Source organism: Burkholderia sp. Bp8963 (assembly GCF_003854275.1).
In the GTDB taxonomy this organism is placed as follows: Bacteria; Pseudomonadota; Gammaproteobacteria; order Burkholderiales; family Burkholderiaceae; genus Burkholderia.
In genome coordinates this window covers 1-3,322 of record NZ_QTQP01000114.1, presented here as the reverse complement: position 1 = coordinate 3,322, position 3,322 = coordinate 1, and the positions used below count along the sequence as shown (strand labels likewise).

General features: G+C 58.1%; 2 protein-coding genes and 1 rRNA gene. All 3 read right to left on the bottom strand.

The features are described from left to right. Positions 1-69: ribosomal RNA gene (locus DID96_RS37370) — 16S ribosomal RNA — on the bottom strand; the annotation flags it as partial. A gap of 669 nt (positions 70-738) precedes the next feature. Beyond that, on the bottom strand, positions 739-2,673 hold the full coding sequence (locus tag DID96_RS37360) for an SMP-30/gluconolactonase/LRE family protein (RefSeq protein WP_124604299.1): 1,935 nt from the start codon (positions 2,671-2,673) through the stop codon (positions 739-741). Between the two features lie 529 nt (positions 2,674-3,202). Beyond that, positions 3,203-3,322, bottom strand: a 120-nt coding sequence (locus DID96_RS37355) for an IS4 family transposase (protein WP_148094511.1), incomplete at its 5' end; no start/stop codon positions are given.

Sequence of the window (3,322 nt, the reverse complement as noted above, 5' to 3'; positions counted from 1 at the left end):
CCGTTCGACTTGCATGTGTAAGGCATGCCGCCAGCGTTCAATCTGAGCCAGGATCAAACTCTTCAGTTCAAACCTGTTACTGTTTTCGGTTTCGTTAGAAACCGGTCGCTCACTCAAAGCTGACAGGTCATATGAATTGCTTCATAAACCTGACTTACTTTAGTGTGAGACTCTTGATACTTTTGCTATCCCGATCCGAGGATCGGGCTCGCTGTCATCAAGCGCCCACACTTATCGGCTGTTAATTTTTAAAGAGCATTTCTGCGAGAAGGACCGCTTTCTCAGCAGCGCTGCGTTTTCAGCAGCAGAGAAACGAGATTATGAACACCGTTTCGCAGTTCGTCAACAACTTTCTTTACTACCTCGTTGCGACTGCGGGGTTCATCTTCCTTCGCCAGCCAAACGTCTAACAAGAAATCCGGCGAACTTCGCTTCCCCTCTTCCGCGCCGCGTTGCCGTCAGCGCGAAAGAGGCGTGATTGTAGGCATCTGCCCCCGCCTGCGCAAGCCCTTTATGAAAATATTTTGAAAGCCCCCGTGCGCTGCCGCGCACGGGGGCTTTCAGGCAGACGAACGTGGCATCGCTGCCCGCGTAGCCAGCTCGCATCCATCTACATATATATAAGAAGAACGTGCGGCTGCTCGCGCCTCACTTCGCTCCAACTGCCGCCTGATGGGCGACCAAGTGCCGCGCCTTGTCGCCGCGCTCGACCGCCACTCTCATGGACGAAACGCAAGATCAGGGCGTCCAGCGATAAACGGTGATGCTGTTGCCCTTGACGTTGTTCTTCGTGACCACGTACTCGCCGGTCGATCGACGGTATGCCCTGATGCCGTACATCGAATCGATCGCGCTGCTCGTGTCTACGGTCCTGCTGCTGGTGTTGACCAGCGTGGTGTCGAGGTTGCCCGTCGCAAGGTTGAACGCGTCGACGTTCGGCCTGGCTTGCCCGCTGCTGCTGAACCAGTAGCCGACGAAGAGATGATTGCCAGCCGCGTCGATCGCCTTGGCGCCGGCATTGGTGAGGTTGATCACCGGATTGGGTGCGGTGGTGTTGCCCGCGCTCCAGCCGTGATAGACCTCGATCCGCGTGCCTATCGACGTCCAGTCCGTACTGCCGACGATGCCCTGTCCGAGAATCATCGTGTCACTGTCGGCGAGGTAGATGATGCGCGTCAGCGGCTGGATGCTGTCGGGAATGCGGACTGGGACACCGGCCCCCCACGTCGGCTTGCCGCTGGCATCGAAGCCAGTCAACGGGTAGTGGTAGATGTAACCGGTCTTGTCCAGACCGGCCCACACGCCGCCCTTGCTGTCGATACAGAATCCGTTCGCGACCCGCCGGGTCGTCTGGAACGCGGGGCCCGGAATCGATGCATCCGGAATCGCGATATAGCCGTTCGCCGCGTTGAAATGGAAAAAGTAGAAGGTCGACGGGTTCTGGCCAGCCGCCACGAGAATCCGGTGCGCGCCAACGGAAACGAGTTGGCCGAAATGCTCGTCGCGCTGGACATCGTTCATGTTGATGCGTGGGTCCGACGGGTAGGCAAATGGATCGACGGTATTCGCGACGAAAGTGCCTCCGGCGCTACCGGTATATATATTGGTGGCTCCATAGAACAACGCGCCATCCGTGGCCGGGTCCGGTGCCGCGATGCCCTCGAAGTTGAGGGACTGGAGCGTCCACTGCAGGTTGCCGGCACCGTTATATGCATGAATATCGGTGCCACCGTTGCGGCCAAGGTCCCAACTGCCGCCCCACGGGTTGTTGAGCACATAGAGGTTGCCGGCGATGTCCTTGCCGATGCCGGCGACGCGGGTAAAGCGCTTCGCGCCGACCTGGCCTTTGATGCCCGTCGTCGTGTCGAGATAACCGCCCCGAATGCCGAAAGTAGCGGCCAGCACTGGTCGGCCCGAGACGTTGTAGCGCTTGATGTTCATGTCGGGGCCCTCGTCCCCGACCATGAGCTGCTTCGATGCCGCATCGAAATAAAGCGCCGACGGCTGCGATCCGCTCGGCATCTGGATGGTGTTCATCAGGGCGCCGGCCGGACTGAACTCGACGATCGTGCCCGCACTCTTCTGCGCAACCCAGACGTTGCCTGCGCCATCCACGGCGAGCGCGCCCGGGCCCGGGACGTTGATGTCCCGCTGCCAGACTCCGTCGGTGGTGAAGCTTCGCACGCGATTGCCATAGAAGTCGCTCGCGTAAAGGAGCGAGCCCGCCGTAGCGAGTCCGGTGACGACGTCAATCCGAGGCTGGTTGGTCGACGCACTGATCTGAATGAGCAGATCGCGAGCCTTCGTGACGCGGTTGTATCGCCCCACCGCACCGCTTCCATACGACTTGCCGGGCTGAAGTGCGACAAAGATCGACGTCGCGTTGCCGGTGATCGCGCCGCCCTGAAACTCCGCATGCGTGCCGATCGAGCCGAGGCTCTTGCCGTTCTGGTAGATCGCGACACCGCCCTCGTATTCATCCCACATGGAGGCCGTATAGATGACACCCTCGGGCGCGACCCACATCGAACGCGCGGTGTTACCCACGTGAGCGGCGAGAGTGCCATAGGTATTCGCCAGCCAGTCGGTGGTGTTATACGCGTGACAGGCCGGCGCAATCGCAGCAATTGCTGCCGCAAGGAGTGCAGCTCGAATTCGTTTTTTTTCGACCATCACGGATGCTCTCCTGAATATGGCGATTATTCGCATGAACGAGTTGCCAGCCGGATTCTTCCTGAATCGACGACCCGTAAAATATTCCTCTTGATCATCCGATGCAGCCTGTATTACCGATAACGCATCGTCAATAAATGACTAGCCGGGAATGATTTTCTTTAGCGCGATACGAATAACGGGTAATTCATACCGCCTCTCGTGCAATGATTGCGTACTGGAAATCCGGGAGCAGGCGAGCCCCTGCAGACGCAGCATGCACGGGCGTGCAGAAAGGATGACAACCATGAACTTACGCAGCTCATTGCGCGTTGACAAGCTCATCGCGACTGTTCTGCTCAGCCAGCATGATCCGCTTTAGCCGATGACACAATTATTTCGACCGGAGCGCGACGATGACGAATATTTATTTATCCCGTATTGGGCACATCGTTCGAACGCCACAGCGAATGTCGATCGAGCGCATATCCCGCTTGTGATGAATTTCATCGACACCAGCGCACGAATCACGGACATCAAGCGCATTCCATTACACACAAGTCTGATGCTCAATCTCGCGCATGTACCTGATGCCAGCAACGAAGTCCACTATTCGCTGCATGCCTAGCCAGATGGTTTTGACGCCAGGTTCGCCGTCGCCTTTGCGCGC